The sequence below is a fragment of the Bacillus sp. AP50 genome (genome assembly GCF_040492675.1).
GTDB lineage: Bacteria > Bacillota > Bacilli > Bacillales > Bacillaceae_G > Bacillus_A > Bacillus_A cereus.
Map to the genome: position 1 here is coordinate 1 of NZ_JBEUTW010000323.1, position 5,292 is coordinate 5,292.

Here is a 5,292-nt window from a genome sequence, read left to right on the forward strand (position 1 = left end):
GATGCTTCCTCTTTTACGTTTTTATTTATTTTGATTTACTAGCCTTCTGAAATAAGAATGCAGTTTTATCTTCTTCTTTTACAATACCTTGTTTTAATGCTAATTCTCCCGCAACTTTAGGCGCTAACCATAGCATTGGGAATAACAAAATTGATACCGGAACTGCCGTCACCACGATAAACGATTGTAGCGCATTAATACTTCCTTCACCCATATATAAAAGAATTGCTGCAACTGCGCCCATAATAAGCGACCAAAAAATTCGCAAACTAATTCTAGGATCTCCGTCTCCAGTCACTGCCATTGAAATGGAATACGCCATTGAATCCCCTGTTGTCACTACAAATAAAATTGTTAATAAAAGAAATGCTGGTCCAATAATATTAGAAAGTGGCAATTGTCCTGTAATTGCAATCATAGCTGCCGGCATACCAGATTCACTTAATGCGTCCGAGATAGACCCAGGATTCATCAACTCATAAAACACGCCTGATCCACCTAATATAGTAAACCAAAACGTTGTAATAATAGGTGCGATAATTCCAATTGCAACGATGATTTCTCGAATCGTTCTCCCTCTTGAAATTCGACTCACTAAAATTGCCATCATTGGTCCGTATCCAATAAACCATCCCCAGAAAAAGATTGTCCAAGATCCTAACCAACTTGCATCACCACGGTATGTGCTCATCGGTATAAATTCATTTACATAAAATCCAAACGAAGAAACAAACGAATCAATAATAAATCCACCTGGCCCAAATAGTAATATGAATGCCATTAATACAATTGCTAATCTAACATTTAAATTACTTATAATTTGAATCCCTTTATCAATACCTGTTACTGCCGATATGGTAGACACGGCCACCACACAAACAATAATTGCTAATTGAGTAGTAAACACATCAGAAATTCCAAATAATTCTTGTAATCCATAACTTGCTTGTAAACCTAAAAATCCAATTGGGCCAATTGTACCTGCAGCTACTGCAATAATTGCAGCTGCATCAATTATCGTTCCAAGCAGGCTCTTTCTTAATTTTTCCCCAAAAATAGGATATAAAAGCGTTCGAGGTTTTAGCGGCATATCTTTATGATAATGTCCATACATCATAACTACCGCACTAATTGTACCTAAAATCGTCCATGCTAAAAATCCCCAATGCATATAACTTTGTGCTAAAGCAGGCATGACTGCTTCTTTCGTTCCAGCAGATATACCATCATGTATTGGTGGCACCGTCATCAAATGATACATTGGCTCTGCTGCTGCCCAAAAAACGCCACCTCCGGCAAGTAATGTAGACATAATAATAGCAAGCCATTTTGCCGTACTAATCTCAGGTTTTTCTAATCCTCCAAGCTTAACTCTCCCATATTTGGAGAACGCCATACACATCGCAACAATAAATGTACCTAATAATAAAACTTGCCAGAAGGCACCGAAATATTTAATTGAAAAAGCGAAACTTTTATTAATCGCACTCTCTACATAATCCTTGTTCAAAAAAACTGCAATTACAAATAATAAAAGTGAACCACCACTAATAATAAATACAGGCCAATCAGTTTTTCGACTCTTCATTCTCATTTACACTTCCTCCTTCCTCAGCAATCTAAAAAAACAACTTTATTATGTTTTATTGTTTAAAACCAAAACACAATAATTATATATGCATAACATTTTATCGACTTCCCACATACTTATGTTGTCCCTAAAAATATGCCAAATCCCTTATTAAAAAGAAAGAATCTCTTCCTCTTACATAAAAAAGCAAAACAAAAGACCTTATATTTCTATAAGGTCTTCGAAACAGAAATTTGATTATAACATAAGGAACTCCTTGGTTCAAAAAGCCTCTTCCAAAAATAACCGAGAGTAAAGGCTTCCATTTGCTACATAACAGTAATTAAAAAAAATTATATTTCACAGAAAAAACCTACACTAAATATCATTTATGAAAGAAATTTGGCTTCAAAATTTCATTCGGATACGGTTTATGATAAATGTGGGTGGTAGCTGGAGATAATGGTGGAATAAGCCATACCCAATTACCTGTTACAACACGACCACAAGCAGCTTCTTGCTTCTCAAATTGCTGAAATTGTTGTGCAGCAGTATGGTGATCAACAATACTAACTCCTTGTTTTTTAAAGGAGTGTAGTACGGCAATATTCAACTCAATTAGCGCCTTATCTTTCCATAAGGTACCGTTTCTCGATGTATCTAAATCCATCATCTCCGCAACAGCCGGAAGTAAATTATAACGATCATGATCTGCTAAGTTGCGCGCCCCAATTTCTGTTCCCATATACCATCCATTGAACGGAGCGGCTGTATAAGAAATACCGCCAATTTCTAAACGCATATCTGAAATCATTGGAACACCATACCATTTTACTCCAAGTGATGAAATAGGGTATTCCGGGTGTTCAATTGGCACTTCTTTTACTTCTTCTCTCGGAATTTCTTTATATATAGGCGCTTTTCCATCTATAGAAAACACAAGTGGCAATACATCGTAATTCGTACCTTCTCCTTGCCAACCAAGCTCCTGACAAAAGTCCGTAAATGTAGCGGAATGAGAATCACCAATCACTCCCGTTTCTGTTTTATATCCTGCATATCGAATCAATTGGTGATTATAAATTCTTATATTATTTTCTTCACCTTGATATTGCTTAAAAATCGTAATGGTTGGTTTAACTTTTCCGTCGTTCGTTGCATATTTAATATGATGAATTAATGCATTATATACACCCTCTTCATCATTTACTTCGCGCGCATCTAATATGTGCATCTTACTCCAAAATAGTCTTCCAATACATCTATTACTGTTACGCCATGCCATTCGTGAACCATGAACAAGTTCTTCAAATGTATGCTCATATGTCCCTGTCTTCTCTATCTCAATTTGAATTTCTTTTATACGTTCTTCTATCAATTGTTCTTTATGAAGCTCCTTATAACAAATCGTAATAAAATTACTTGCTTCCTCTATTAATTGTTTCGTTTTACTCATAAACAATCTCCTTCTATTTCAACAAAACCCTGCTACTTTACAGTATAAGCAAAAAGGATAGGAGTCACAAATGAAAGTGAGAGTGTTACTTTTATTGTAATATTTTTCAGAAAATTACTGGAATTACTATTGACTTATATGGAAAATGGGTGTATTTTTGACTCAGGTAAAGTATTTTTACCTAGACCAACTTTTTTAAGTCGAAAGGAGGGAATGTTATGTCTTCATTTCAATTGCCAAAGCTTTCATATGACTATGATGAACTAGAGCCACATATTGATAGCAATACACTTGCCATTCATCATGGAAAGCACCATGCGACATACGTAAACAATTTAAATGCTACTTTAGAAAATTATACTGAATTACATAATAAATCTTTAGAAGAATTGCTATGTAATTTAGATGCTTTACCGAAGGAAATTGTTACAGCTGTACGAAATAACGGTGGTGGTCACTATTGTCATAGTCTTTTTTGGGAAGTGATGAGCCCACGAGGTGGCGGTGAGCCTAATGGAGACGTTGCAAAAGTAATTGATTATTATTTCAATACCTTTGACAACTTAAAAGATCAACTTTCCAAAGCAGCTATTAGTCGTTTTGGAAGTGGCTATGGATGGCTTGTTCTTGACGGTGAGGAACTCTCTGTTATGAGTACACCAAATCAAGATACGCCTTTGCAAGAAGGGAAAATCCCCTTACTCGTAATTGATGTATGGGAACATGCTTATTATTTAAAGTATCAAAATAGGCGCCCAGAGTTTGTTACCAACTGGTGGCATACAGTAAACTGGGACCAAGTAAACGAGAAGTATTTACAAGCAATTCAATCACAAAAACATTAGTCGTACGTATAAGGTAAATTTGGTAATGTAAAATCAGTATTGTCGAAATCCTCCAGAATCCCCCGGATTGCCACCGGGGGATTTATGATTACTTCATTGTATTTATATAATGTTTTAAAATATTTTTTATTTCTAGTTTCAGCTCTCGGAACAAAAATCCGAATTCACGAGCCTTTCCATTATGTAACGTACAGTTAGTTACCTCGTTATAAGGAGCTATATTTCCCCCAGCTTTCTGAATGAGTGCTTTTATTCCTGTCTTCTCTTCTATGAAATGAATAATTTCTTCCATAGAAACTACTCCGTTACTACAGGCGTTAATTGGTCCTCTCACATTTGCCATTCCGCACCAAGCTAGAAACTCTCCTGCCTCTTTTTCATGTATAAATGACAAAGTTCCATCTACATGATCCACAACGATAGGTTTTTGGTTCACAATACATTCAACGTAAAATTGTAACCTTTTCGTATAATCATTTTCTCCAATAACAACTGGAAAACGCACTGCAACGACTGGGAATGTTGCATGTTGAAATACAACGGCTTCAGCTAATCTCTTTCCTTCACCATAATTGAAGTCATTCCTATCTCCATACGCGATTGCATACTCGTACGGATTAAAGTCTTCTTCTGATAAGCTTAGGGCAGGTTCATAGACGGCCATTGAAGATGTCATAACATATTTCTTCGTTTTCCCTCGTAACACTTCACATATTACCTTCGCTGCATTCGAGCTATAGCATAAATTATCGTATACAATATCATAACTTTTATCTCCTAGACGCTCTGCTAGTTGTTTTTCATCTTCCCTATCTACAATAAGTCTTTTTACTCTACTGCCAAAAGAATCTTCCGTAATTCCTCTCGTCGCAATCGTTACATCGTGCCCCTCTTGCAAAAGTGCTTCTACTAAATGTTTACCAAAAAATCTTGTTCCCCCTAGCACCAATACTTTTTTCAACTTCATCATCCCCACTTTAGCAAATTGTAAAATACTACCTCTCTATTATAAGTGCTAACATATAAAAAGCATGGAATTCGTTTAACGATTCCATGCCTTTATACAGATAATATATTAACGTACTCGATATTTATAAATACAATAACAGAAGTATAAAATAGAAATTACAGATACATAAACCCATAATTCATATACGAATCCCTCTCCCCACACTCCCATAAAATAAAAGAGTGAAGGTAAAGTCAATGTTACCCATGATTGTACGAAGGCAATCCTTCCAAGATATTGATTAATGTTCTTCTTTTGTGTATTTAATACAAAGAATAAATACCAAAGTAATGCCCACATAAACCACGTTAACGCATTAACAACATCATGGAATTGAACAAATGAAACAACCATATAGAATAAGGCTATAATTGCTACCCAAATACAAAACCATCCTAGACCACTACTATCC

At 35.5% G+C, this 5,292-nt stretch carries 5 protein-coding genes; 1 reads left to right on the top strand and 4 read right to left on the bottom strand.

Annotated elements, in window-relative coordinates; all coding sequences use genetic code 11:
• Positions 1–25 precede the first annotated feature (25 nt).
• Entirely contained in the window at positions 26–1,594 is a 1,569-nt protein-coding gene (locus tag ABWK52_RS21315) for a BCCT family transporter (protein ID WP_058840410.1), read from the bottom strand.
• Positions 1,595–1,955: 361 nt separating this feature from the next.
• Positions 1,956–3,026 carry a nitric oxide synthase oxygenase gene (locus ABWK52_RS21320; RefSeq protein ID WP_000047625.1) on the bottom strand — a complete coding sequence of 357 codons (1,071 nt, stop codon included), beginning with the start codon at positions 3,024–3,026 and terminating at the stop codon, positions 1,956–1,958.
• Between the two features lie 218 nt (positions 3,027–3,244).
• On the opposite strand from ABWK52_RS21320, the gene sodA reads away from it, so the two are divergent.
• Positions 3,245–3,871 carry a superoxide dismutase [Mn] gene (gene sodA / locus ABWK52_RS21325; RefSeq protein ID WP_000094035.1) on the top strand — a complete coding sequence of 209 codons (627 nt, stop codon included), beginning with the start codon at positions 3,245–3,247 and terminating at the stop codon, positions 3,869–3,871.
• An 88-nt stretch (positions 3,872–3,959) separates the two neighbouring features.
• Here sodA and ABWK52_RS21330 read toward each other — a convergent pair whose 3' ends face one another.
• Positions 3,960–4,841 (bottom strand): NAD-dependent epimerase/dehydratase family protein, encoded by an 882-nt coding sequence (locus ABWK52_RS21330; protein WP_033668094.1) that lies wholly within the window; start codon positions 4,839–4,841, stop codon positions 3,960–3,962.
• 105 nt (positions 4,842–4,946) lie between these two features.
• Positions 4,947–5,292 (bottom strand): AmiS/UreI family transporter (locus ABWK52_RS21335; RefSeq protein ID WP_335452661.1); only part of this gene is annotated, 346 nt, incomplete at its 5' end.

Coding starts and splice junctions, on each gene's coding strand:
- ABWK52_RS21315 (WP_058840410.1), bottom strand. CDS start 1,594: ATGAGAATGAAGAGTCGAAAAACTGATTGGCCTGTATTTATTATTAGT.
- ABWK52_RS21320 (WP_000047625.1), bottom strand. CDS start 3,026: ATGAGTAAAACGAAACAATTAATAGAGGAAGCAAGTAATTTTATTACG.
- sodA (WP_000094035.1), top strand. CDS start 3,245: ATGTCTTCATTTCAATTGCCAAAGCTTTCATATGACTATGATGAACTA.
- ABWK52_RS21330 (WP_033668094.1), bottom strand. CDS start 4,841: ATGATGAAGTTGAAAAAAGTATTGGTGCTAGGGGGAACAAGATTTTTT.